Origin of the sequence: Campylobacter concisus (assembly GCF_050447485.1) — a bacterium.
GTDB classification, from domain to species: domain Bacteria; phylum Campylobacterota; class Campylobacteria; order Campylobacterales; family Campylobacteraceae; genus Campylobacter_A; species Campylobacter_A concisus_BQ.
On record NZ_JALMFY010000001.1, the window covers coordinates 344,487 to 368,720 of the forward strand.

The 24,234-nt window shown below is 39.8% G+C and carries 20 protein-coding genes; 13 read left to right on the forward strand and 7 right to left on the reverse strand.

Annotation, left to right across the window (positions count from 1 at the left end; all coding sequences use genetic code 11):
* Positions 1 to 25 precede the first annotated feature (25 nt).
* From pbpC to MTT29_RS01820, 6 genes are all read left to right on the forward strand, one after another.
* Complete coding sequence (gene pbpC, locus MTT29_RS01795) at positions 26 to 2,194, forward strand: penicillin-binding protein 1C (RefSeq protein ID WP_429799599.1); 2,169 nt, start codon at positions 26 to 28, stop codon at positions 2,192 to 2,194.
* A 1-nt stretch (position 2,195) separates the two neighbouring features.
* Positions 2,196 to 7,319 (forward strand): alpha-2-macroglobulin family protein, encoded by a 5,124-nt coding sequence (locus MTT29_RS01800; RefSeq protein WP_429799600.1) that lies wholly within the window; start codon positions 2,196 to 2,198, stop codon positions 7,317 to 7,319.
* A 121-nt stretch (positions 7,320 to 7,440) separates the two neighbouring features.
* Positions 7,441 to 10,062: a valine--tRNA ligase gene (locus tag MTT29_RS01805; RefSeq protein ID WP_429799601.1), complete on the forward strand. Its 2,622-nt coding sequence runs from the start codon at positions 7,441 to 7,443 to the stop codon at positions 10,060 to 10,062.
* A gap of 146 nt (positions 10,063 to 10,208) precedes the next feature.
* The gene (locus MTT29_RS01810) at positions 10,209 to 11,195 is read left to right on the forward strand and encodes a diaminopimelate dehydrogenase (protein ID WP_429799602.1); all 987 of its coding nucleotides are present in this window, start codon (positions 10,209 to 10,211) and stop codon (positions 11,193 to 11,195) included.
* A 30-nt stretch (positions 11,196 to 11,225) separates the two neighbouring features.
* The gene (locus MTT29_RS01815; RefSeq protein WP_429799603.1) at positions 11,226 to 12,182 is read left to right on the forward strand and encodes a methionine ABC transporter ATP-binding protein; all 957 of its coding nucleotides are present in this window, start codon (positions 11,226 to 11,228) and stop codon (positions 12,180 to 12,182) included.
* Positions 12,182 to 12,856: a methionine ABC transporter permease gene (locus MTT29_RS01820; protein ID WP_002940443.1), complete on the forward strand. Its 675-nt coding sequence runs from the start codon at positions 12,182 to 12,184 to the stop codon at positions 12,854 to 12,856. The genes MTT29_RS01815 and MTT29_RS01820 overlap by 1 nt, the downstream gene beginning before the upstream one ends.
* On the opposite strand, the gene MTT29_RS01825 is transcribed toward MTT29_RS01820, so the two are convergent.
* Entirely contained in the window at positions 12,845 to 13,804 is a 960-nt protein-coding gene (locus MTT29_RS01825) for a permease (protein WP_429799604.1), read from the reverse strand. The genes MTT29_RS01820 and MTT29_RS01825 overlap by 12 nt on opposite strands.
* Before the next feature lie 102 nt (positions 13,805 to 13,906).
* On the opposite strand from MTT29_RS01825, the gene MTT29_RS01830 reads away from it, so the two are divergent.
* The 4 genes from MTT29_RS01830 to MTT29_RS01845 all read left to right on the forward strand — a co-directional run bounded on the left by MTT29_RS01830 (position 13,907) and on the right by MTT29_RS01845 (position 16,870).
* The gene (locus MTT29_RS01830) at positions 13,907 to 14,242 is read left to right on the forward strand and encodes an ArsR/SmtB family transcription factor (RefSeq protein ID WP_103599125.1); all 336 of its coding nucleotides are present in this window, start codon (positions 13,907 to 13,909) and stop codon (positions 14,240 to 14,242) included.
* A 259-nt stretch (positions 14,243 to 14,501) separates the two neighbouring features.
* Positions 14,502 to 15,284: a MetQ/NlpA family ABC transporter substrate-binding protein gene (locus tag MTT29_RS01835; RefSeq protein WP_002940462.1), complete on the forward strand. Its 783-nt coding sequence runs from the start codon at positions 14,502 to 14,504 to the stop codon at positions 15,282 to 15,284.
* A 75-nt stretch (positions 15,285 to 15,359) separates the two neighbouring features.
* Positions 15,360 to 16,139, forward strand: coding sequence for a MetQ/NlpA family ABC transporter substrate-binding protein (locus tag MTT29_RS01840; protein WP_103573531.1), 780 nt, complete (start codon positions 15,360 to 15,362; stop codon positions 16,137 to 16,139).
* Between the two features lie 140 nt (positions 16,140 to 16,279).
* On the forward strand, positions 16,280 to 16,870 hold the full coding sequence (locus tag MTT29_RS01845; protein WP_429799605.1) for a DedA family protein: 591 nt from the start codon (positions 16,280 to 16,282) through the stop codon (positions 16,868 to 16,870).
* A 70-nt stretch (positions 16,871 to 16,940) separates the two neighbouring features.
* On the opposite strand, the gene murI is transcribed toward MTT29_RS01845, so the two are convergent.
* Complete coding sequence (gene murI / locus MTT29_RS01850; protein ID WP_429799606.1) at positions 16,941 to 17,729, reverse strand: glutamate racemase; 789 nt, start codon at positions 17,727 to 17,729, stop codon at positions 16,941 to 16,943.
* Between the two features lie 91 nt (positions 17,730 to 17,820).
* Between murI and MTT29_RS01855 the strand changes: the two genes are divergently transcribed.
* Together MTT29_RS01855 and murG are read left to right on the forward strand one after the other, a co-directional pair.
* Positions 17,821 to 18,981, forward strand: a complete 1,161-nt coding sequence (locus MTT29_RS01855; protein WP_009293817.1) for an FtsW/RodA/SpoVE family cell cycle protein — start codon at positions 17,821 to 17,823, stop codon at positions 18,979 to 18,981.
* A complete protein-coding gene (gene murG / locus MTT29_RS01860) occupies positions 18,978 to 20,000 on the forward strand; it encodes an undecaprenyldiphospho-muramoylpentapeptide beta-N-acetylglucosaminyltransferase (RefSeq protein WP_429799607.1) in 1,023 nt (340 codons plus the stop codon). The genes MTT29_RS01855 and murG overlap by 4 nt, the downstream gene beginning before the upstream one ends.
* Here murG and MTT29_RS01865 read toward each other — a convergent pair.
* Positions 19,992 to 20,726, reverse strand: coding sequence for an imidazole glycerol phosphate synthase (locus tag MTT29_RS01865; RefSeq protein WP_429799608.1), 735 nt, complete (start codon positions 20,724 to 20,726; stop codon positions 19,992 to 19,994). The genes murG and MTT29_RS01865 overlap by 9 nt on opposite strands.
* A gap of 115 nt (positions 20,727 to 20,841) precedes the next feature.
* Here MTT29_RS01865 and MTT29_RS01870 point away from each other — a divergent pair, with 115 nt between their 5' ends.
* Positions 20,842 to 21,600 carry an RNA polymerase subunit sigma gene (locus MTT29_RS01870; protein ID WP_429799609.1) on the forward strand — a complete coding sequence of 253 codons (759 nt, stop codon included), beginning with the start codon at positions 20,842 to 20,844 and terminating at the stop codon, positions 21,598 to 21,600.
* On the opposite strand, the gene MTT29_RS01875 is transcribed toward MTT29_RS01870, so the two are convergent.
* The 4 genes from MTT29_RS01875 to MTT29_RS01890 are packed head-to-tail and all read right to left on the reverse strand — an operon-like array spanning position 21,601 to position 24,219.
* Complete coding sequence (locus MTT29_RS01875; RefSeq protein ID WP_429800439.1) at positions 21,601 to 22,851, reverse strand: RNA polymerase factor sigma-54; 1,251 nt, start codon at positions 22,849 to 22,851, stop codon at positions 21,601 to 21,603.
* Positions 22,852 to 22,854: 3 nt separating this feature from the next.
* Positions 22,855 to 23,583 carry an LPS export ABC transporter ATP-binding protein gene (lptB, locus tag MTT29_RS01880; protein WP_009293825.1) on the reverse strand — a complete coding sequence of 243 codons (729 nt, stop codon included), beginning with the start codon at positions 23,581 to 23,583 and terminating at the stop codon, positions 22,855 to 22,857.
* The gene (gene tsaE / locus MTT29_RS01885) at positions 23,576 to 23,974 is read right to left on the reverse strand and encodes a tRNA (adenosine(37)-N6)-threonylcarbamoyltransferase complex ATPase subunit type 1 TsaE (RefSeq protein WP_012001754.1); all 399 of its coding nucleotides are present in this window, start codon (positions 23,972 to 23,974) and stop codon (positions 23,576 to 23,578) included. The genes lptB and tsaE overlap by 8 nt, the downstream gene beginning before the upstream one ends.
* Entirely contained in the window at positions 23,974 to 24,219 is a 246-nt protein-coding gene (locus MTT29_RS01890; RefSeq protein WP_087585885.1) for an RNA-binding S4 domain-containing protein, read from the reverse strand. Before MTT29_RS01890 ends, tsaE begins: the two co-directional genes overlap by 1 nt.
* Between the last annotated feature and the right edge of the window lie 15 nt (positions 24,220 to 24,234).

Below are 24,234 nucleotides of genomic sequence, written 5' to 3' on the forward strand. Positions count from 1 at the left end.
AACTTTAACAGCTATAATCACGCGGATGAAAAAGTTTAAATTTTTAAAATTCCTTGCCCTATTTTTGGCTCTATTGGTCGCTATTTTTTTGATACTTGATCAAATTTATCCACTAAATTTAGACGCGCTTAAAAAAGACGAAGCCAAAATTTTGCTTGATAAAAATGGCGAGATCATAAATATGAAGCTTAGTAGCGATGGAATTTGGAGATTTCACGAGCAAAGCTTCCCAAGCTCGCTAAAACAATGCGTCGTGCTCTTTGAAGATAGATATTTTTACTACCATTTTGGCGTAAATTTTGCCTCCATTTTTAGAGCATTTTTCCACAACCTAAGAAGCGACAACCGCATAGGCGCTAGCACTATCACGATGCAAGTAGCTAGGATGCTGGAGCCAAGTGATAGGAGCTATAAAAATAAGATAAGAGAAATTTTTAGAGCATTTCAGCTAGAGCTTCACTTTAGCAAGGATGAAATTTTAAATTTATACCTAAATTTAGCCCCTTATGGCGGCAATATCGAGGGTGCAAAGGCGGCAAGCTTCTTTTACTTTGGTAAGGAGCTAAACGAGCTTAGCTACGCTCAGGCCGCACTTTTAAGCACAATACCAAAAAATCCAAATAAAAATAGGCTTGACCGCGTCTCAAACATAAATGCCCTAAAAAATAGGGTCATAAAAATGCTTTACAAGGCAAATTTAATCGATCTTAGCGCCTTTAAAAGAGCACAAGCTGAGCCATTTAAAAATGTAAGGATAAGAGCTGTCGTAAATGCTAGCGACTACGCAAATGTCGCTTTTAAAAACCAAATTTCAAAGGCGAGTTTGGATCTAAATTTACAAAAAGATATGCTTAAAATTTTAAAAGATGCGATGTTTTCACTTATGGCTAAAAACGCAAATAACGCCGCAGCCGTGGTCATCGACAACAAAAAAATGAGCGTTGTTGCATTTATCGGCTCGCACGATGAGCGTGCGCGTGATGGCAAAAACTCAGCCCTAAATATGAAGCGAAACACAGGTAGCACGCTAAAGCCTTTTATCTACTCTCTTGCGCTTGATAGTGGCCTAATCACGCCAAATTCGCAGCTAATCGATACGCAAATTTATGTAAATGAATATGTGCCAAAGAACTTTAGTAACGACTTTTTGGGGCTTGTAAGTGCCAAAGACGCTCTAAATTTTAGCCTTAATATCCCAGTCATAAATTTAGACTTAAAGCTAAAAGACAACTCTCTTTATGAGCTGCTTGAAAAGGTAAATTTAGTTGATGAAAACAAGGAATTTTACGGCTCTTCGATAGTTTTAGGCAGTGCTGAGATGAGCCTGCTTGATCTTGCACATCTTTATACGATATACGCAAATGATGGCGTTTATAGGCCGCTTGAGTTTGCTGGTAAAAACTACAAAAATGAAGATAAAAACATAACCCTCATCTCGCCTCAAAGCGCCTATCTAACCGCTAAAATGATGAGTGAAGCCTCAAGGTCATATCTAAAAAATGCTTGGCAATACGCGCAAAATACGCCAAAAATAGCCTTTAAAACTGGCACTAGCGCAAACTCACGCGATCTTTACGCCATAGGTGTCAATGAAAACTACACGGTAGCCGTCTGGGTGGGCAACTTTAACGCCGAAAAGACTGACAAGCTAACTGGGCTAAATGACGTCTCAAAGATCGTTTTTGATATGTTTAAGATCACAGCGCAAAGGCAAAATTTAGAGTTTATGAGCGAGCCAGAGGGCATTAAAAAAGTGCCAACCTGCCTTGATGCTTTTAGTTTTGAAACGTGCAAAAAAACGGCACTTGATGATAGGATAGTTGGAGTTAAACTGCAAGATAAGTGCGAGAGTTTAAGGGGCGAGGAGCTTGAGTTTTTGATAAAAAATGGCTTTTTAGACAAGAACGAGGTCAAAAATAGCCCTTGTGCTGAAGTTTTCAAAGACAAAAAGCCAGTTTTTGCCTACCCATATAACGGCGAGGAGATCGTGACAGATGAAAATGTAACACAAATTGTGCTAAAATGCTACGCGTTTTTAGGTGATGAAATTTACCTAAAAGTGGATGATTTGAACTTTTCTAAGATAGAAAATGCAAGCGAAAAAAGGCTAGATCTAACTCTTGGTGAGCACACTTTAAAATGCCTTGATCAAAACTCAAATCAAAGTGAAATAACAATAAAAATAAGGAGATAAAATGCAGCAAAAAGCGCTACTTCTAGCACTTTTAGGAGCAGTAAATTTATATGCTTTAAGTCTAAATGGCACCGCCGAGGTAAAGTCGCCTTTAAGCGTGGAATTTGGACTAGAAGATGATGTTAGCAAAAATCTCATAGGCACGCTAAGTGAGAAAAAGCTTATCTCGTGCGAGCCAGCACTAAGTGGCACGGTGAAATTTAACGCTCAAAGCCTTACGCTTTTTACAAAAGATATGCACGCAGGTGCTGAATACAGCTGTAAGTTAGAAAATGGCAGCAGCGCTAGCTTTGAGACAAAAGAATTTGCGCTTGAGAAGATAGAAAAACTCACTGATAGCAAATTTATCCTTAAATTTAATGACGAAGTTAGCGAAGAGCTTGTGAAAAAAATAGCCGTAAAAGGTGCAAGCTTTAATGCCTTGCAACTCTCTCAAAATAGCTTTGAGCTTGATCTTGATAAAAATATAAGCGAGCCTACTTTTGAGTTTGGAGAAAATTTTGAGAGTAAATTTGGCGCTAAACTAGAAGGCGATGGCGTGGTGAAATTTAGTGAGCAAGCAAGTGATGAGAGCACAAGCATAAACGCTGAGGCAAAAAGCTTTGAGATAGCTAAAATCTATCCAGTAAGCCTAGATAATGGCATCTTAGCATTTAGAATTTATCTAAAAGAGTGGCTAAGCGATGACAATAATCTAAAGAAATTTATAAAGATAAAAGGCGTAAAAAGCTTTAGTATAAGCGACGTGTCATATAAAAATGATGATGAAAATGGCGCGCCAAATTCTGAGCTTGAGGGATATGATTATTACATCGATATCACAAGCGATGAGTTTAAGCCACAAAATAGCTACGAGATCACGATAAAGCCGGGCTTTGGAGATGATAGAAATGTCATAAGAGAGGCTAAAACATACGAGGTGGTCGCTAGTAACTTCACTCCATTTGCAAATTTCACAAATGAAGAGCCTTATATCTCAAGCGTTGGGGAGATCGGCATTAGAAGTGCAAATTTACCTGAGCTAAATGTGAGCGTTGAAAAGTTAAGCGATCAAAATTTTAGATACTTTTTAAATTTTAATGACAATAGCGAAGATCTAAGCAATTTTAGCTCAAAAGTAGCAAGCAAAAGCTACAAGTTAGAGGGTGCATTAAACGAAATTTCACTAAACAAGATCAAGCTTGACTTTGCAGGAGCAGGAGACGGCGTTTATAAGATAAGCTTAAACTACGGCAAAGATAAGAGCGTCTCAAAGGTCGTCTATCTAAGCGACATCGCCATAAATGCAAAGCTTGGCAAGGATGAAATTTTCGTCTTTGCAAACCGCCTCGGCGAAAACACAATGCTGCCAAACGCAAATGTAAAAATTTATGGCAAAAGAAACGAAGAGATCGCAGTTGGCGCGACAAATGATGTTGGTGTATTTAAATTTAACAAAAAAGATATCTGCAAAGAGATCTCATCAGTCGTCGTCTCACTTGGCAAGGAGCAAAATTTCCTCATCATAAAAGATGGCGAAGCGCTAAATGAGGCAAAGCTCATCAGTCAAAATCCAAGCGAGAGCATCGATGCTTACACGCATTTTGCCTCAAATATCATAAGACCAAACGAGAGCTTAAAAGGAGCAATTTATCTAAGAGATAGGGACTTTAACCCGCTTAAAAATATGCCAGTAAAGATCAAATTTATCGATCCACAAGGCAAAAGTAGCGCCCAGATCACGCAAAATACAAATGATGTTGGCATGATAAATTTTGAAAAAGAAATTTTAAGTGATCTAAGCGGTAGATTTAACATGCAGATAATCTACGCTAGCAAGGTAATAGCAAGCGTGCCATTTTATGTCGAGAGCTTCGTGCCAAACAAGATAAAAAATGACATAGCCATAGACGCGGACAAATTCTTTTCAAATGAGCTAGTAAAAGTAAATTTAACAAGTAGCTATCTCTTTGGCGGAGCAGCTAGCGACCTAGCTGGCAGTATGCAGGTTAGCTTCTTTGATGATGAGTATAAAAATAGCGAATTTAAAGAGTATAAATTTAAAAATGACACCCTAAAAGCGGCTGCTTATCCAAGCATAGAAAATGATCTAACTCTTTCAAAAGATGGCAAATCAAGCCAGATGATAGATCTTAGCTTTAACACTAAAAACGCACCTTCTATCATAAAAGGCGTCATAAATTTCAACGTAAATGACGATGGCAAAAATGTAAGTGACGCAAAAAGCTTTACACTCTATCCTTACAAAGATATGGTTGGCATCGCTGCTAGCACGGCATTTGCTGATCCAAATGAAGATGTAAAGATAAGAACAGTCGTCGTTGATATGCCAAGCCAAAAGGCAGTGAAGTCAAATTTGAAATTTGATATAAAACGTGTCTCATGGCAGTATCAAAGGGACGCAAATGGCTATATAAAATGGATCCAAACGCTTGAAGATGTGGATAGCTTTTATAAAAATAATGGCGAGTTTAGCTATAAATTTACGCAAAGTGGCTCATACGTCATCACTGCTACAAATTTAGTAAGTGGCGCAAGCACGAGCTTAGACATCGATGTGAGCGGTTATAACTACTCAACTCTAGCGCCTACAAAAGAACTTAGCAAGTCTCAGATAAGGCTAAACAAAAGCGTCTATAAAAAAGGCGACGAGCTAAGCGCAGATATAAGCTCAGCCATAAAAGAAGGCATCGCACTTGTCACGCTTGAAGACGCTGGCGTTAAAGCCTACAAGGTCGTCAAGATCAAAAACAACTCAGCAAATGTTAAATTTAAACTTGACTTTGACTTTAACGGCCTTTATGTGAGTGCAAATATCTACCGCATGACTGACGCTGGACTAACTCCGTTTAGAACATACGGCAAGGTCTATGCAAACGGCGATAAATCTTCAAGAAAGATAGAGCTTAGCTTAGAAGCGCCAAAAAGTGCAAAAAGCGATGAAAATATCAAAATTTCACTAAAAACAAAGCCAAAAGCTTATCTGAATTTATTTATCACAGATGTTGGCGTGCTTGATATCACTTCACAAAAACCAGCCGATCCGCTTAAGTTTTTTGACAAAATTTTACCTGATGGCGTCTTTGACTACGACATTTACAATATGCTCACAAACTACAAGGTCGAGGGCAAAACGCTAAGCTTTGGCGGTGATGCCGCGGCGATGGCTGTGGCGGCGAAAATGGCAAAGCATGCAAGCCCAGTTGATAGCAAAAATGTAAAAACTTATGCAAATTTAGTGAGCCTTCAAGCGGACGACAAAGGCGAAATTTCATACGAATTTAAAACGCCAAATGGCTTTAACGGCGCCATTAGAGTAGATGCTGTGGCAAATGACGCAACTGCAATGAACGCCGTAAATAGCGAGATAAAAGTAAAAGATGATGTGATTATTAAGCCAAGCGCTTTAATTTATCTTTTAAAAGGCGATGAATTAAGCGCAAATTTAAGGCTTATAAATACAACAAATACAGACAAAAACCTTACTATAAATGTAATATCGAGCAAAAATTTAAACATCAAAACGCAAGAAAAAGCCAACCTAAAGCCGCTTGAAAACAAGGCGTTTGTGCTTAAAATTTCAGCCCTTGAAACAGGTGCTGGCGAATACAATATAACAGTAAGCGACAAAAATAGCTCAAAAACGCTTCAAAATTTACTAGGCGTCATTAGTCCTTATACGATCAGCACCTACGCAAAGAGCAGTGTCTTTGACAAAGAGAGTAAAATTTCACTACCAAAAGGCTATCACGATGTGAGTATTGATGCGTCAAGCTCGGTCTCAAGCGTGCTTTTGGCAGCTTCAAATAATTTAGTAGAGTATCCTTACGGATGCGCGGAACAAAGGAGCTCAAGACTGCTTGCGCTTTTAAATTTAAAACCAAAAGATGAGCTTGAAAAAGGAGATCAAAAGAGATTTATCGTTAGTGGCATAGATGAGCTAGTTAAGATGCAAAAACCAGATGGTAGCTTTGGCTACTGGAGCGATCTAGGCGAGACAAATGCATTTGCAAGCATCTTTGCAACTGATGTTTTACTTGATCTTAGCGAGGCTGGATATGAGGTAAGCAAAGGCGTCAAACAAAATGCGCTAAACTCTCTCTTAAAATACGCAAATAACGACCTTGAGGCACTTTACGCTCTTTATGTAAGCTCACGTGCAAATATGGCTGACAGATCGATCTTAAATAAAATTTACGACGACAAAGCCTACAATAAAACAGCACTAAGTAAATACCTAATGGCAGCAGCTCTAAAGCTAAACGGCCTAAATGACGAGGCAAAGGTCGCGCTAAAAGATATCAAAAATGCTAAAACAAGCGAAGAAAATGAATCTGATTTTAGCTCAAAAGTAAGAGATAACGCCTTTATCTTATACTTGCACGCAAAATACTTTGATAAAAACGACTACTCAGACGACCTTGCAAATTTCTTGATAGTAAATTTAAATGAGCTAAGCTCAACGCAAGAGCGTGCATTTACGCTAAGAGCGCTAAATGCCTACTTTGGCAAAGATAGCGGCGAGAAAAATAACAAATTTAAGCTTAGCTACAACAGCGAAAGTAAAGAATTTGACGGTCTTTTAAGCACGTCATTTACTACAAAAAATGGCGAATTTAGCATCGCTCCACTAGGCTCAAACAAGCTCTACGCAACTATATTAAGCTACGCTTACTTGCCGCTTGAAATTAAACACAAAATAGAGCCAAAAGAGCTTGACATCTACCGTATTTTTGTCGATGAAAAAGGCAAAGAGCTGGGTCTTGACAGCCTAAAAGTAAATGACGTCATCTACTCAAAAGTGGTGATAAACTCAAAAACAATGGTTAAAAACGGCGTTATAAACGAGATCGTAAGTAGCTGCTTTGAGCCGATAAATGAAAATTTAAGCAACTTTAGCAAGAGCTTAAAAAACAGCTTGCAAGTTGAGTATAAGAGCATAAAAGATGACCGCGTGCTAAGCTTTTACACGCTTGGTAGCGACGAAAAAGACGCCGTGCTTTACACACCTTATAGAGTAAGACTTGGCGGTAAATGTTCTCTTGGCGCAGTCACAACTGAAAATATGTACAACGAAAGACAAAACGACTACGACCTAGCCGTGAGAAGCTTTAACGTTAAATAGCTATTTAAACCACGGGGCGTTTAACCGCCCCAAGCCCATATTTCCCCACTTTTGCAAAGATTTTTTTAAACAAATTTTAGATAACATTAAGCATTTTTTAAACGAAACTGAGGAGACAAAAGTGGCAGAATTTTACAATGCAAAAGAGATAGAAGACAAATTTTATAAAATTTGGGAAGAACGCGGATACTTCGAGATAGACGCAAACAAAGATATCCAAAAAGATGGACGTAAATTTTGCATTATGATGCCACCTCCAAACGTGACTGGCTCGCTTCACATCGGACATGCCCTAACCTTCACACTTCAAGATATTATGACTCGCTACAAGAGGATGGACGGCTACAAGACACTTTGGCAGCCAGGCCTCGACCACGCTGGTATCGCTACTCAAAACGTCGTTGAAAAGCAGCTTTTGGCTCAAGGGATCAAAAAAGAAGAGCTTGGACGTGAGAAATTTGTAGAAAAAGTGTGGGAGTGGAAAGAAAAAAGTGGCGGCATGATAGTTCATCAGATGCGAAAACTTGGCATCACTCCGGCTTGGTCACGCCAGAGATTTACTATGGATGAGGGCTTAAGAAGAGCTGTGAAAAAGGCCTTTGTAAATTTATACGACAAAGGGCTAATTGTCCAGAAAAACTACATGATAAACTGGTGTACGCACGATGGCGCACTCTCTGACATCGAGGTCGAGCACAAGGAGAACAAAGGCAAGCTTTATCATTTGAGATACTACTTTGCAGACAATCCAAATGAATTTGTCGTAGTTGCGACTACACGTCCTGAAACCTACTTTGGTGATACGGCGGTAATGGTAAATCCAAACGACGAGCGCTATAAAAATTTAATCGGCAAAAAAGTGGTGCTACCTATCATAAATAGAGAGATCGAGATCATCGCAGACGAGCACGTCGATATGGAGTTTGGAACAGGCCTTGTTAAGGTCACGCCTGCGCACGATCAAAACGACTACGAGGTTGGCAAAAAACACAACCTTGAGTTTATCACCGTATTTGATGAAAAGGGTATTTTAAACGACAAGTGCGATAAATTTGCAGGTCTTGAGAGGCTTGAGGCTAGAGATATCGTAGTGGCCGAGCTTGAAAAACTTGGCAATGTCGAGAAAATCGAGGACTACGAAAATCAAGTAGGCTACTGCTACCGCTGCAAAAACGTCGTCGAGCCATATATCTCAAAGCAGTGGTTTGTCAAAAAAGAGATCGCAGACGAGGCGATACAAAAAGTCTCAGAGGGTCTTGCTAAATTTTACCCGCCACACTGGATAAACAGCTTTAACGCGTGGATGAGAGAGCTAAGAGATTGGTGTATCTCACGCCAACTTTGGTGGGGACATCAAATTCCAGTATTTTACTGCGATGATTGCGGTCACATGTGGGCTGACGAGGACGAGCCATGCGAGTGCAAAAAGTGTAAAAGTAAAAATATCCACCAAGACCCAGACGTGCTAGATACGTGGTTTAGCTCTGGTCTTTGGCCATTTAGCACGCTTGGCTGGGGCAATGAAAATGAGCTAAAAAATGAAAAGTGGTTTGAAGGCGATTTGGCTGAATTTTATCCAAACAACCTTCTCATCACTGGCTTTGATATATTATTTTTCTGGGTTGCTAGGATGATGTTTCAGGGTGAAAACGCCCTTGGCAAGCTACCATTTGACGACATCTACCTACACGCACTTGTAAAAGATGAATTTGGCAGAAAGATGAGTAAAAGCCTTGGCAACGTCATCGACCCGCTTGATAGCATAAATGAATATAGCGCCGATATCTTGCGCTTTACGCTAACTCTTCTAGCTGTTCAAGGACGCGATATCAAGCTAAGCGACGCCAAGATGAAGCAGGTAAGAAATTTCACCAACAAGCTTTATAATGCGAGCAAATACCTCATGTTAAATGAGAGCAAATTCCCAAATTTAGAGGATATCAAGCTTCAAACAAAGCTTGGAATTTATATGAATAGCCGCTTTAACGAGTGCGTGAGAGAGGTGCGTGAAAACATCGACGCCTACCGCTTTAATGACGCTGCAAACACACTTTATAAATTCCTTTGGGATGAGTTTTGCGACTGGGGTATCGAGCTAAGCAAGGCTGATAAAGCGAGCGTAAAAGAGCTTGGAAGCATATTTAAAGAGGCGATGAAACTGCTAAATCCTTTCATGCCGTTTTTATCAGAGTATCTATTTCAAGAGCTTAGCGGCACACAGCTTGAAAATGCAAAATCAATAATGGTGATGAGCTATCCAGAGGTAAAAGAGCGAAATTTAGATGTTGAGAAGAAATTTGAGCTAGTTATCGAGGCGATTGTCGCTATTCGCCGTGCAAAAGCTACTATCGATCTTGGCAACTCAAAGATCGCAAAAGCCTTTGTTAAATTTAATGAAAAAATAGACCTTGACGAGGTTAAAGAGTATATTAAACTGCTTGCAAAATGCGAAGAGATCGGCTTTGTAGATGAAAAAATAGAAAACTCAATAAGAGATGTGAGTGAAAATTTAGAGGCATTTGTCCCACTTGAGGGGCTTGATATGAGCGGTATCATCACAAGACTAAGGTCTCAAAAGACAAAGCTTGAAAAAGAGATAGCCAAACTCTTAGGCATGCTAAATAACCAAAATTTCGTTGCAAACGCACCAAAAGAGGTCATAGAGACAAACAAAGAGGCCTTGCAGAGCGCTGAGGCTAAATTTAAAAAAGTATGCGAAGAGTTAAAGGCTCTTGGCGAGTAGGTTTTTGCGGTAAAAGTTGAAGGGTAGCGTTTCTTTGGCAGTTTGTCGTGTCACGCTACCCTGGGTGCTAATGTATTGTCTTACTAAAATGAAATTTATCGCCCTGCACTATCTTGCATGTAAATTTAAAATTTAAAGGATCAAAAATGAGTGAAAAAATAAAAATAGCAGTTTTAGGATATGGAAATTTAGGTCGTGGCGTCGAGCTTGCGGTGCGAAATAGCAAGGATTTGGAGCTAACAGCAGTCTTTAGCCGCAGAGATCCAAGCGAGGTAAAAACGTGTGGCGCACCGGTTTTTAGCGTGGATGAAATTTTATCGCACAAGGGCAAATTTGATGTTTTAGTCCTTTGCGGTGGTAGCGCAACTGACCTTCCAACGCAGACGCCAGAGTTTACAAAAGAGTTTAACGTAGTTGATAGTTTTGACACGCACGCAAAAATCCCAGAGCACTTTGCCGCAGTGGATGCTGCTGCTAAAAAAGGTGGCAATGTAGGTGTCATCGCTGTTGGCTGGGACCCGGGGCTATTTTCGCTAAATAGACTATTTGGCGAGAGCGTTCTTGAAAATGGCAGCAGCTACACATTTTGGGGCAAAGGCGTGAGTCAAGGCCACTCAGACGCTATCCGCAGAATAAAAGGCGTCGTGGATGCTCGTCAATACACAGTGCCCATAGATAGCGCACTAGAGCAAGTTCGCGCTGGGGAAAATCCAAATTTAACCACAAGAGAAAAACACCTGCGTGATTGCTACGTAGTGGCGCAGGACGGCGCTGATAAGGCACGCATCGAGCATGAGATAAAAACGATGCCAAATTATTTTGCTGACTACGACACGAGCGTGCATTTTATCGATCTGGAGACGCTTAAAAAAGAGCATGGCGGTATCCCACATGGGGGATTTGTATTGCGAAGCGGAGTGAGCGGAGAGCATGGCGAGAACAAACACTTGATCGAGTTTTCGCTAAAACTTGACTCAAATCCAGAATTTACAGCAAGCGTGCTTGTTGCCTACGCCAGAGCAGCATATCGCTTGGCGCAAAGGGGAGAGAGTGGCGCATTTAGTGTATTTGACATCGCTCCAGCACTTCTTTCGCCAAAGAGCGCTGATGAGCTAAGGCGAGAAATTTTATAAATTTATGCAGTTAAAAATAAGGAAAATTTAGTGATAAAAATAGAAAATTTAACCAAATTTTATGGCGATACACAGATCCTTTTTGATGTAAATTTAGAGGTTAAAAAGGGTGAAATTTTTGCTATCGTGGGGCACAGCGGTGCTGGTAAATCAACGCTTTTAAGGTGCATAAACGGACTTGAAAGCTATCAAGGTGGCAGCTTAAAAGTCTTTGGTCAAGAGATAAAAAATTTAGATGAGACACAGCAAAGACATTTGAGGCGAGATGTTGGGATGATATTTCAGCATTTTGCCTTGATGGCTAGAAAAAATGTCTTTGAAAACGTCGCTACTCCGCTTAAATTTTGGGGATATAAAAGTGACGAAACTGAAAAAAGAGTGAGAGAGCTTTTAAATTTAGTTGGTCTTGAAAGCAAGGCAAAAAGCTATCCAAGCGAGCTAAGTGGCGGTCAAAAACAGCGTGTTGCCATCGCTAGAGCGCTTGCTTTAAATCCTAAAATTTTACTAAGTGACGAGGCGACCTCGGCTCTTGATCCAAACACGACAAATCAAATTTTAGAGCTGCTTGAAAAGATAAATAAAGAGCTAGACATCAGCGTCGTCATCGTCACACACGAGATGGAGGTGGTAAAATCGATCGCAAAACGCGCCATCTTGCTTGAAGGTGGCAAGATCATAGGCTCTGGAAGCATCGAAGAGCTATTTTTAAAGCCAGATGAGAAGATGAAAGAGTTTTTGGGTGAAGTTGAAATTCTGCCAAGCACTGGCACAAATATCAGGCTATTTTTCCCAAAAGAAGTGGCTCAAAACAGCGTGATCACGCACATGGCAAGAAGCCTAAATATCGACTTTAACATAGTCTGGGGCAAGCTTGAGAAGCTAAACGACAACGTCCTTGGCTCGCTTGTCATAAACATAGATGAAAAAGATAAAGAAAACGTGCTTAACTATATCAAGCAAAGTGGCGTTTTGTGGGAGGTTGCTTGATGTTTGGTATTGATTTTTCTAAATTTCCAGATGTTTTTTCTAGGATACTTTTGCCAGCTATCGGCGAGACGCTATATATGAGCATAGTCTCCACCCTGCTCGCTTTTGCCATAGGCCTTATACCTGCGGTTTTGCTCATCCTTTCAGACAAAAACGGTCTAAAGCCAAACAAACAGCTTTACTTCGTCCTTGATATCGTTATAAACGTGCTTAGAAGCTTTCCGTTTATCATTTTGATCATCGTGCTCTTTCCGGTAACAAAAATGATCGTAGGCACAAGCATCGGCACCACAGCTGCGATCGTTCCGCTAACTATCGGAGCGGCTCCGTTTGTAGCAAGGCTCATTGAAAATGCTCTAAAAGAGGTTGATAAAGGCATCATCGAAGCAGCACAAAGCTTTGGAAGCTCGAAATTTCAGATCATTTTCCGCGTGATGTTTGTAGAGGCACTTCCTGGCATCATCTCGGCATTTACACTAACGCTTATCGTAAATATCGGCTTTTCAGCGATGGCTGGTGCAGTTGGCGGTGGCGGACTAGGATCAGTCGCTATAAACTATGGATATCAGAGATTTCGCCCAGATATCATGCTCTACACCGTGGTTATTCTTATCATTATGGTTCAAATTTTCCAAGTTTTAGGCAACTATCTCTATAAAATTTCAAAAAAATGATTTTAAAAACATAGCAAATGCTAATGCCACACATAAGATAAAAGCGATAAAAATTGCCATAAATTTTGGCTTAAAAAACCTATTAAGAAGTATTATTTCCGGCAGGCTAACCCCTGCCGCCGTTATTACAAACGCTCCAAATGCGGCCGCACTAGCACCCGAGGCAAGAAGTGCTAAGCCAATTGGCACTAGCGATTCTACTCTAACATAGAGTAAAATTCCAAATAATGCCGAAATAAGTATCGAGGCGATGTCGCTAGAACCAAGGTAGTTTGAGATAAGCTTTTGTGGAACAAATCCGTGTATAGCGGCACCGATAAACATCGCAAGTAGTATGTAATAAAATAGTTTTTTATACTCTTTTACCGAGTTTAAAAGCGCCATTTTGTAAATATTTTTACTATTTTTTATATCCTTGCAAGAGCAAGCTTGTGTCTGATTAATGGGTGTAAAAACAAAGCCTTTAGTTGGATTGTATGGGCTAAATTTTGGTTTTAAAAAATCATCTTTTAAAAATAGATTTTGATCTGCTTTTGATAACAAAAGACCAAAAGCAAGCGATGAGATAAAAATGACCGTAAAATAAATAATGCTAAATTTAAACCCAAAACTCATAAAAAGAAGCGTTAAAATTACAGGATTAACAAGCGGAGAGCTTAACAAAAATACGCTACTAACGCCAAGTGATACGCCGCTTTTTAAAAACCCATTTAAAAGCGGTATAGTAGAGCATGAACAAAACGGCGTAATAGCGCCAACCAAAAACGCCTTGATAAAGCTTGAAATTCTTGTGTTTATAAGGTGTTTTTTGAGTTTTTGGCTAAATTTTTCAGATACGATAAATACCAAAAAAGAGACACAAAAAAATAGTAGTGAAATCTCTGTAAAATAAAGTATGAAAAATTTGATAAACTCAAATATATTGTGTTGATTAAAAAGATCGAGCATTTTTTTACCTTTAAATTTTTTATATGATTATATACTAATATAGGAATATAGTCAAGTATAAATTTAGCTCTTTTAAGTTAAAATAATAAAAAAGGTATAAAAATGCAATATGTTGATATTCTTGCGCTAAAAAGCGAATTTATGAGAGTTTTGGCTCATCCTGTTAGGATCGGGATAGTTGAGGTTTTAGGTGATAAAAAGATGAGCGTAGGTGAAATTTGCGAGCTTTTAAATAAAGAACAAGCAACGGTTTCAAAGCATCTTGGGGTATTAAAAAATGGAGGAATTTTAAAAAGCGAGAAGTCCGGACTTAATGTTTTTTACTCGGTTGATATTTGCTGTTTGCCAAATTTTTTGGAATGTTTAAAAAATATTTTAGAGGAAAAAGCTGCCAAAAACTCAAAAAATGCAAGAGGTGTCATAAAAAGTCTAAGATAAATTTCTAAAATTTATTTTTTTTTAAAGTTTATTTATTTAGAATGCGCGAAATTAATTTAACCGAAAGGATCTAAAATGAAATCAGATATGTGCCAGATGTGCCGCCTACTAAAAAACGCGTCGTCGAAAGACTAATCTCTAAGCACAGAATTTCTTTTTAAGTGCTTAGAAAAAGCTTAAGCGCTTAAAAAGAAATTTAACCTTCTAGCTTAAATTTATCCTTTTTTGGTGCTTGGCAAATTTTAAAAAAGGATAACAAATGAAAAAACTACTTCTTACCTCTTTAGTTGCCCTAGGCCTTAGCGTTAGCGCAAATGCTGCTGACAAGTCAAAAACAATAATCGTCGGTGCTACACCTATCCCACATGCTGAAATTTTAGAGGTTGTAAAGCCTATTTTGGCAAAAGATGGCTACACGCTTGAGATCAAAGAATTTAACGACTACACCACGCCAAACCTTGCGACAGAGGACGGCGACCTTGATGCAAACTTCTTTCAGCACATCCCATATCTTGAAGAATTTAACAAAAACAAAGGCACTCACCTTGTAAAAACAGTTGGCGTACATCTCGAGCCAATGGGCGTTTATTCTAAAAAGATTAAAGATATCAAAGAGCTAAAAGATGGCGCAGTTGTCTCTATCCCAAATGACCCAACAAACGAGAGCCGCGCACTTGACATCGTAGCTAGCGCTGGACTTATCAAGCTAAATGACAACCCACTAAAAACCCCACTTGATATAGTTGATAACCCTAAAAAGCTTAAATTTGAAGAGATCGAGGCTGCTCAAGTGCCAAGAACGCTTGATGACGTTACTATCGCAGTTATCAACACAAACTACGCGCTAAATGCAAATTTAAATCCAACAAAAGACGCGCTTGTGATCGAGGGTAAAGATAGCCCATACGTAAATTACGTAGTTGTTAAAGCTGGCAACGAGAACAGTCCTAAAACTAAAGCCCTTGATAAAGCTATCAACTCACCAGAAGTTAAGAAATTTATCGAGACAAAGTATAACGGCGCTATCATCCCAGCGTTTTAATCAAATTTATAAAAAGCGACGTAAAAGCTTTTACCTTTTTAGCGTCGCTTTACCAAAACAAAAAAAGGAAAAACAATGAAATTTATCAAACTTTTAACCGCATCTTTAGTTGCTCTAAGCCTTCACGCAGCCGACAAAGACCACACTATCATTGTTGGCGTCTCACCAGTGCCACACGCTGAAATTTTAGAATTTGTAAAACCAAAGCTAAAAGATAAGGGCTACGACCTTGTCATCTCTGAAATTTCAGACTACTCTATCCCAAATGTCGCCACAGAAGATGGTAGCTTAGACGCAAATTTCTTTCAGCATTTGCCATATCTTGAGGAGCAAAACAAGGCTAGAGGTTTGCATCTTGTAAGCGTTGCAAATGTCCATGTCGAGCCACTTGGCTTTTACTCTAAAAAGATAAAAAACATAAAAGATCTAAAAGATGGCGCAAAAGTGGCGATCGCTTACGATCCGTCAAATGGCAACAGAGCGCTTAGAATTTTAGAAAAAGCTGGTCTTATAGAGATCGATAAAAACGTAAAAGTTGCAACTGTAAATGACATAACTAAAAATCCTAAGAATTTGCAGTTTGTCGAGCTAGAAGGCGCTCAGATCCCAAGAACGCTTGACGATGTCGATATCGCTGCTATTAGCACAAATTTTGTCCTTGATCTTGGCATGAGCGTGGCAAAAGACGCACTTTTACTTGAAGACGCTAACAGCCCTTATGCAAACATCATCGTCACAAGAGCTGGCAACGAAGAGAGTCCTAAGATCAAAGCTTTAGTTGATGCGGTGCTTAGCCCTGATACTAAAAATTTCATCATCACTCGCTACAAAGGCGAGGTCATACCTGCATTTTAAAAATTGGGCGAGCTTTCGCCCTACTTCCTTATAAATTTTTACTACCCCATTTAATTTAAATTTTATCACTCCATGTTAGTTACTATTAGTAAATAAAGCTTTGCTACAATGGCTCGCTTTATTAAATTTTCGGAGTAAAAATGCTACATGACATTATTGATTTTATCGTTTCAAGCGTGAGTAGCTGGGGCTATGCTGGCATATTTGTGATGATGTTTTTAGAGAGCTCATTTTTCCCATTTCCAAGCGAAGTGGCGATGATACCAGCTGGATATCTAGCTCACAAAGGCGAGATGAGCCTAGCGCTTGCCTTTATCTCAGGCACGCTTGGTAGCCTGCTTGGAGCCATTTTCAACTACTATCTTTGCTACTTTTTTGGACGTGAGATCATCTTAAAATACGGCAAATTTGTCGGCATCACTCACGAAAAGATGGATAAATTTGAAGCATTTTTTAATAAACACGGCGAAATTTCAACATTTAACTCACGCCTCATCCCAGGAATTCGTCAGTATATAAGCCTGCCAGCAGGGCTTGCAAAGATGAATATTTTTAGATTTTGTCTATTTACCACGCTTGGCGCTGGGATTTGGTGTGCGGTTTTGCTTGGAGTTGGCTATTTTCTAGGCTCAAATCCAGACAAACAGACGCTTCTAGCTATCACGATCGCTCTTTTAACTGTGGTTGTTGTAATAAGTGCTATCTATATAGTAAAGCAAAGAAAGAGGTGAATACATATAAAAATACATAAAATTTAGTGTATTTTGCTAAATTTGGCTCAAATTTTTAGATAAATTTAGCCTAGCTGATTGCTCTCATTTTTTCTAGGCGAGCTAAATTTCTTGAAATTTTCTCTAGCTCACTTTGCTCGCAAACCTCCTCACCTGAGTAGAAAAATTTTACATTTGGAGTTAATTTGATATTTGAAATTTGAAGTTTAAGCTCGCTTATAAGGCGCTTTACCGTCCCTTCGTTTCCGTCTATTATGCTTACGTTTGAAGGTAAAATTTCTCTTAAGCTATCTTTGAAATAGTTAAAATGTGTGCAGCCAAGCACCAAAAAGTCAAATTTACTTAGATCAAATTTACCTAGCTCATCTTTTAGATACGACTTCACGTTTTCACTCTCAAACTCAGCCTTTTCAGCGAAATTTACAAGGCGAGGCAGAGCTAGCAGCTCGGTTTTATCTTTTGCATTTAAATTTGTGATCAGCTCTTTTAGTTTTGCGCCATTTACGGTGACTGGAGTGGCTATGACAAGCGTTTTTAGGGCGTCATCATGACTTAGATCGTGAGCCTTTTTTACAGCTGGCTCCATGCCGACGATCGGCACGCTTAAATTTGCTCTAAGCTCTTTTATCGCCACGCTTGTTGCAGTGTTGCACGCTACTACGACAGCCTTTGCGCCATTTTTAACAAGAAATTTCACCGCATTAAAGCTAAATTTTAAGATCTCATCCCTGCTCTTTTGTCCGTATGGGACATTTTTCACGTCTGCGTAATATAAAAATTCATGCTCGCTAAGCTTGCTTAAAGCTTCGTTTAAAACGCTAAGTCCGCCAAGCCCCGAGTCAAATATACCTATCTTCATGCCCATCCTTAAAGCCTGCAATTATAGCAAATAATATCTTTGTAAGCCGTTTTTTATTATACTTTGGCTCATTTTAAAGTTGGAGCTAAATTTGGCAGTTGATAAGGTTATTTTCTATCTTTGCGCGACTTTGATCGCCATAAGCATCATTTTTTCACTATCTTTGCCAGTTTTTACAGTTTTATTTTTTAACTACGACGAATTTCACTTTTTCATCCGCCAGTTTGCAGTCGGCTGTATAGGAATTTTTCTCATGTGGTGGCTCTCAAGGCTAAATCCAGACAAAGCGCTCGTTTGGATAGGCTTTGGACTGCTTATCTCGTGCGGTATCGCTATGGGGCTCATGCACGCCTTGCCAGCTTCGATGGTGACTGACTCTGGAGGTGCTAGACGCTGGATCAGACTGCCTGGCTTTTCGCTTGCGCCTGTTGAGTTTTTCAAAGTCGGTTTTGTCTATTTTTTAGCATGGAGTTTTACTAGAAAATTTAGCGACGGCAAGAGGACTTTGATGGCTGAGCTAAAGATACTTTTGCCTTATATCATCCTTTTTGGTATCGCTATCTTTCTTATCGCCGTTATGCAAAACGACCTTGGTCAGGTTGTAGTTTTGGCACTTACCTTTGTGACGATGGCACTTTTTGCAGGGGCTAGCGTTAGGCTCTTTGGTATCGGTATATTAGGCGCTGCCTTTGTCATGACGGTAGCGATAGTTAGCTCAGAGCACAGAATTTTGCGTATAAAGTCATGGTGGGGCACGATACAAAACATGGTTCTTTCTTTCTTGCCAGATAGCGTGGCAAACGTGCTTAGGGTGGCAGACGCGCCAGAGCCTTATCAAATTTCTCACTCACTAAATGCGATCAAGCATGGCGAGTTTTTTGGCGAGGGGCTTGGAGCTGGGATATTTAAGCTTGGCTTTTTAAGCGAAGTGCATACGGACTTTGTGCTAGCTGGCATAGCTGAAGAGGTCGGTGTTTTTGGCATTTTGTGTATCACAGCGATCTTCATCACGCTACTTTATAGGATATTTAGAATTTCAGCTAGGAGCGAAAACAAGGTCTATCACCTATTCTCACTTGGTATTGGGCTTATCTTGTCGTTTTCATTTTTGATGAATAGCTACGGCATCACATCGATCACGCCGATAAAAGGTATCGCTGTGCCATTTTTGAGCTATGGCGGTAGCTCCGTGCTTGCTATATGCATCGGCATCGGCATGGTCTTGATGGTTAGTAAAAAGGCAAAACTATGATAGTCATTTGTGGTGGCGGCACTGGAGGGCATTTGGCGATCGCTAGAAGCTTTTGTGAAGAGCTAAATGAGAGAGGCATAAAGCCTATTTTCATTGGTTCAACTAGCGGTCAGGATAAATTTTGGTTTGAAAATGATGATAAATTTGCAAAGAAATTTTTTCTACCAAGCAGTGGCGTCGTAAATAAAAGGGGTCTTGCCAAGCTAAAATCACTAACAAATATCATAAGCCTAGCGCTAAAATGCAGGCAAATTTTTAAAGAAAATGGCGTAAAAGCAGTCATCAGCGTGGGAGGCTACTCAGCAGCCCCAGCAGCTATAGCAGCCATCATCTCAAAAACGCCACTTTTCATCCACGAGCAAAATGCCGTAACTGGCAAGCTAAATAAAATTTTAAAGCCGTATGCAAAGGGCTTTTTTAGCTCTTATGATGAGCTCTCGCCCTGCCCTTACCCTGTGGCAAAGAAATTTTTTGAAAGCCAAAGAACAAGAGACGAACTAAAAACTATACTATTTTTAGGTGGCTCGCAAGGGGCAAAAGCGATAAATGAGCTAGCTCTAAATTTAGCCCCATATCTTAAAGAAAAAGGTATAAAGATCATTCATCAATGCGGCAAAAACGCCCTTGATGAGCTGAAAAAGAGATATGATGAGCTTGGATTTAGCGAGGTAAATTTAGAAATTTTTGACTTTAGCAAAGAGATAGAAAAGAAGATGAGTGAGGCTGATCTTGCCATATCAAGAGCTGGTGCTAGCTCGCTTTGGGAGCTTTGCGCAAATGCCCTGCCTTCTATCTTTGTGCCATTTCCTTATGCTGCTGGCAATCACCAGTTTTATAACGCTAAATTTCTAAAAGATAAAGGCATAGCTGAAATTTGCCTGCAAAATGGCGAAAATTTAGACAAAGATGAAGTCATAAAAATGATCGAGAGCTTTGATCTAAACAAAAGCAGCAAAGCGCTAAAAGATATCCTTTTGCCAAATGGGGCAAAAGAGATAGTGGATAAAATCTTAAGCTAGATCCTCGCCTATGGCGTAGGCTTTTAGTTCTCGTAGCTCGTAAATGAGGTAGTGATAGATAAGCTCGTTTGTCTTTAGGCTCTTGCCTGAAAGCACTGGCTTTATCATCTCAATGATCTTATCTGTGATGCCTGCGATCTCAACCAAAAGTAGCTCATCACCCCTTTGCTTGGCAACCCTTATGCAGTTATAAAAAAATGTGTAGATAGTTTTAAAATTTTCCAAAACGACATTTGAGACGATTTGAGAGTCGAGATGTAAAATTTTATTCATCCTATTTTGTAGTTCCATTAGCTCGGCAAGTAGCCCTCTTATCATCGCTGTGTCGCCACTTCTTGAGAAGATACTCTTCTTCTTTTTTTTGTTTTGTATCTGATACTCAGCGACTAAAACCTGCATAATGTTTGAGATATTTGTCAGGCTCTCTTGTAGGTTTTGATTAGCCTTTAGGCTCACTCCAGCCTTTTCTATCTTGTAGTATAGGCTCTTGTTTGTCTGCTCGAGGTATGAGCTAATGTTTTCGTAGTAATCTTCAGTATTAAAGACATTTTTAAAAAAACTGCCCTCATCTGTTGTGCTGTAAAGTCTTTTTTTGATCTCTTCGACATTTTTATTAAAAGTAAGCGCATCGATCTTTGTCTCAGGCTCGACAACGCCGTTGTTTTCGATAACTTCCAAGTTTTTCTTAAGCGTATTTATCAGCTTATCAATCTCATTAAAATCCATTTTGCCTCTTTGAAGTTTTTGGCTATTTTACTATAAAAAACTGAAGTTTTCGCTTGCAATTCTTAAAAAGATATTTATACTTCTTTTAATAAAATATCTCAAAAAAGGAGCAAAAATGAATGGTGAAGTTTTTAACTCTTGCATTATCGTAGCCTCTATAAAGCAAGCATTAAAGTCAAATTTAGAGCTAAACTACAAAAGCGAAAAATATATAAAAAGCCTAGTTTTTGACTTTATCTTAGGTGATGAGCCAGAAAAAAGAGAGCAAGCTAGCATAAATGAGTGGTTTAAGCACGCCTTAAAGCTTGGGCTAAGCGACGTGAGATATGCCACAAATTTGACGGTCTCTTCAGAGGAGCGCTCGCTGCAAGGCTTTTCAAACGTAAGCTACAAGTCTATTCTTTGCATTTATAAAGATAAAATGAGCTACTTTGTGCCCCACTGGAGCTTTGAAGAAGACAAAAAGGGCTGGGATATAGTCTATAAAGAATTTAGTCTAAATGGCATGCCAGAGATTCAAAAATTTAGTGATAACACTTTGGAATTTAAGGATCTTCTCACAAAAATCGCTAAATTTGCAGATGAGATAGAGTGCGATAATTTTGGCGATTGCTTTAGGGAAGGGCTAAAAGCGCTAAACGAGCCAGAAAAGATAGAGCAAAATATCATAAACGCTCCACTTATGCCAAAGCTAAATTTGGCTCTTTTTAATGCGGCAAGTGCAGCTGATGTCTTTGGTGGTATGGGCTCATGGAACGACGACGCAGCAGGCTGGGCGAAGCGTAAAAAGCGTGACAAAGAGTACGATGAGCTTAGTGCAGAGCTTTTTACGCAGATGCATAAAGCCACTCTTTTTGCCATAAATGAGTGGTAGCTAGCCGTTTATCTGATAGATCTTTTTTCGCTGGCTTGAGCTGCCGATGTTTAGAATTTTGCGGTATTTGGTGATAGTTCGGCGAACGATTTGGATGTTAAATTTAGCTTGGATGAGCTCTTGGATTTTTAGATCAGAAAGTGGCTTTTTGCGGTCTTCGTTTTTTATAAGCTCTAGCAAAAATTCCTTTATCGCGGCGTTTGAAGTCTCCTCATCAAAGCCAGTTGCAAAGAAATTTTTAAGTGCGACCGTACCTCTTGGGGAGCTTAGATATTTGTTCGCGATCGCTCTTGAGATGGTTGAAGGGTTGCGTCCAAGCTCGTCAGCTAGGTCTTTTAGCTTCATAGGCTTTATATCGCCACCCAAAAAGTAGTCATACTGATACTCAACTATCATGAGCCCTATCTTATAAAGTGTCGCCTTTCTCATCTCAAGGGCGTCTATGAGCTCGCTTGCCTCTTTTATGCGCGAGCTTACAAAGGCCTCTTTCTCGTCTAGCCCCTCGGTATCGATAGAAATTTCAGGATAATAGTCGTCATTTATCTGCACGCTTATGCCACTACTTGTGCTTAGCACGAAGATATCAGGCACCTTTTGGCTCGCTTCTTCTAGATACTCAATGGCTGGGGGATTTTTAAATTTCTTTATGATCTTTAGCGCGTCATCGTAAAATTTAAGCTTTCTAAGCTTCTCTATATTTTCAAAATTTAAGATAATCTTTTTTGCGCACTCTATGATCTCATCACTCGCCTCTGCCTCGCCAAGCTGAAACAAAAAGCTCTCTTTGACATCCTTTGCACCCACGCCACAGGGCTCAAGATAGGTAAATCTAGCCCTAACTCGCTCCACCTCATTCTCATTAAAACCCGCAAAAATTTCATCATCGTAAGAAAAATAGCCCTCATCATCTAAGCACTCGATGATCTTATATGCGATATCTTGGGACTTTTGCGTGGGGAAAAGTGGTGGATTTATCTGGCTAACGAGTTTTTCATACAGGCTTTCTTTATAGATGCTTAAAGCCTCGATGCTCTCGCTAACCGAGTTTTTGCTAACTTGCTCGAAAAAATTTCGCTTTTTTTCGCTTTTTTCTAAATTTTTGTGTTCGATCGTGGCAAAAGGATTATCTTTTATAAAAGGCCCAAGCGTCTCTTTTAGCTCATCAAGCCCGCTTTGAAGGATAGGAAGCCAGCTTCTTAGCGTTTGGTTTAGTTTGATCTTTGGCGCTAAAGTTTGCTTTTGCCTTAGCATCATCTACTCAAGTAGCTTAAATTCTTCGCCAAGATAGTGCGTTCTAACGAGCTTATTGTTTGCTACTTCGCTCGCACTGCCGCTTGCTAGCAGCGAGCCATCTTTGATGACGTAGGCTCTGTCGCAAATGGCTAGCGTCTCACGGACGTTGTGGTCTGTTATCAAAACGCCGATGCCTAGCTTTTTAAGGTCTCTAACAATGCTTTGTATGTCGCTAACTGCGATAGGATCGACGCCTGCAAATGGCTCATCAAGCAGCAAAAATTTTGGCTTTATGATGAGGCTTCTAGCGATCTCACAGCGTCTGCGCTCGCCGCCACTTAGACTAACGCCCTTTCTTAGGCGAATAGGCTCGATATTTAGCATATTTAGCATCTCATTTACTCTTTTAGAGATCTCTTCTTTGCTTTGATTTAAAATTTCAGCCCCAAGGAGCAAATTTTCTTCTACGCTTAGCTCTTTAAATATGCTTGACTCTTGCGGCAAATAGCCAATACCAAGGTGCGCTCTTTTATGAAGCGGGACATTTGTGATCTTTTCGTCGTTTAAAAAAACATCTCCGCTAGTTGGCGAGATGAGCCCGCAGATCATATAAAAAGTGGTCGTCTTTCCAGCGCCATTTGGCCCAAGAAGCCCCACCACTTCGCCACTATTTACCTCTAAAGATATACCTTTTATGATCTCACTTTTCTTAATCGTCTTTTTTAGATCTTTTACTTCTAGTTTATGCACTTATAACCTCGTATTTTCTGCCATTTTTGCTAGGAGAAATTTTTACTAACGTATAGCTCTCGCCGTTTTTCTTTAGAGCTTTTTCTAAATTTTCATCGCCCCACTCTACTAGATGAAGCCCCTCTTCAAACAAATTTTCAAAAAGGCCGTTTTTTGCCATCCCGTCAAATCCAATCTGATAGATGTCGTAGTGGTAGATATCTTTACCATAAATTTGCATCAAAGAAAATGTGGGCGACGTCACGCTCTCGTCTATGCCGTGCGCCTTGATGATCGCTTTTACAAGCGTCGTTTTGCCACTTGCTAGATCGCCACTTAGTAGCACCACGCCACTTTTTGGCAGCACCTGCACAAGCCCATCAAGCTCATTTTCTAAAAGCTCAAAAACCATCAAAGCTCTTTTACATACTCGCTTTGAGCGCTTTTTGGTATGCTCTTTGTAGTTGGGATCGCTAGCACCTCGTATCTCGCCTCACGTGTTAGAAATTTGATAGTGATAACGTCGCCGATCTTTACATCTTTTGCCGCTTTTGCCTGCACGCCGTTGATGCTCACAACGCCGCTTTTGCACATATCTTCGCTAACGGCACGCCTTTTGGTGATATTTACTACGTTTAAAAATTTATCTACTCTCATGCGGCGGATTTTAAC

Excerpts from the sequence above, each read along its gene's own strand:
- MTT29_RS01820 (WP_002940443.1), top strand. The coding sequence starts at position 12,182 with ATGTTTGGTATTGATTTTTCTAAATTTCCAGATGTTTTTTCTAGGATA.
- MTT29_RS01875 (WP_429800439.1), bottom strand. The coding sequence starts at position 22,851 with ATGCTAAGGCAAAAGCAAACTTTAGCGCCAAAGATCAAACTAAACCAA.
- MTT29_RS01870 (WP_429799609.1), top strand. The coding sequence starts at position 20,842 with ATGAATGGTGAAGTTTTTAACTCTTGCATTATCGTAGCCTCTATAAAG.
- MTT29_RS01800 (WP_429799600.1), top strand. The coding sequence starts at position 2,196 with ATGCAGCAAAAAGCGCTACTTCTAGCACTTTTAGGAGCAGTAAATTTA.
- pbpC (WP_429799599.1), top strand. The coding sequence starts at position 26 with ATGAAAAAGTTTAAATTTTTAAAATTCCTTGCCCTATTTTTGGCTCTA.
- MTT29_RS01825 (WP_429799604.1), bottom strand. The coding sequence starts at position 13,804 with ATGCTCGATCTTTTTAATCAACACAATATATTTGAGTTTATCAAATTT.
- MTT29_RS01830 (WP_103599125.1), top strand. The coding sequence starts at position 13,907 with ATGCAATATGTTGATATTCTTGCGCTAAAAAGCGAATTTATGAGAGTT.
- MTT29_RS01890 (WP_087585885.1), bottom strand. The coding sequence starts at position 24,219 with ATGAGAGTAGATAAATTTTTAAACGTAGTAAATATCACCAAAAGGCGT.
- MTT29_RS01865 (WP_429799608.1), bottom strand. The coding sequence starts at position 20,726 with ATGGATTTTAATGAGATTGATAAGCTGATAAATACGCTTAAGAAAAAC.
- tsaE (WP_012001754.1), bottom strand. The coding sequence starts at position 23,974 with ATGGTTTTTGAGCTTTTAGAAAATGAGCTTGATGGGCTTGTGCAGGTG.
- MTT29_RS01810 (WP_429799602.1), top strand. The coding sequence starts at position 10,209 with ATGAGTGAAAAAATAAAAATAGCAGTTTTAGGATATGGAAATTTAGGT.
- MTT29_RS01835 (WP_002940462.1), top strand. The coding sequence starts at position 14,502 with ATGAAAAAACTACTTCTTACCTCTTTAGTTGCCCTAGGCCTTAGCGTT.
- murG (WP_429799607.1), top strand. The coding sequence starts at position 18,978 with ATGATAGTCATTTGTGGTGGCGGCACTGGAGGGCATTTGGCGATCGCT.
- murI (WP_429799606.1), bottom strand. The coding sequence starts at position 17,729 with ATGAAGATAGGTATATTTGACTCGGGGCTTGGCGGACTTAGCGTTTTA.
- MTT29_RS01845 (WP_429799605.1), top strand. The coding sequence starts at position 16,280 with ATGCTACATGACATTATTGATTTTATCGTTTCAAGCGTGAGTAGCTGG.
- MTT29_RS01840 (WP_103573531.1), top strand. The coding sequence starts at position 15,360 with ATGAAATTTATCAAACTTTTAACCGCATCTTTAGTTGCTCTAAGCCTT.